We start from the raw sequence: 280 nt of genomic DNA, 5'->3' as shown, positions 1-280 counted from the left end.
GAGCATCGCCATCTGCCTGCCGGCAATGGCCGATGAAAAGCCGCTCAACTGGGGCCTGTGCCCGGCTACCGACGTGATTCCCGCGTTCACCGATGCCCCCACCCCGGTCCCGGGGCAGGACAAGGCCGCCGCCAGCGCTGCGCGCGAGCAGCAGCCGACCGACATCGAGGGTGACCAGCTGCTGGGCACGACCACCGTGCCGCAGTACGAAGGCAACGTGGCCCTGCGCCGCGGCGACCAGTTCGTCGGCACCGACAAGCTCAGCTTCGATACCGAGAGC

At 69.3% G+C, this 280-nt stretch carries 1 protein-coding gene; it reads left to right on the top strand.

Annotation, left to right across the window (positions count from 1 at the left end; translation table 11 throughout):
* Positions 1-25: 25 nt before the first annotated feature.
* The coding region (locus DL891_RS16925; protein ID WP_198668991.1) for a hypothetical protein at positions 26-280 on the top strand (255 nt) is incomplete at its 3' end.

The sequence above is a fragment of the Homoserinimonas sp. OAct 916 genome, assembly GCF_003260275.1.
In the GTDB taxonomy this organism is placed as follows: Bacteria; Actinomycetota; Actinomycetes; order Actinomycetales; family Microbacteriaceae; genus OACT-916.
This window is presented reverse-complemented; position numbering and strand designations above follow the sequence as displayed.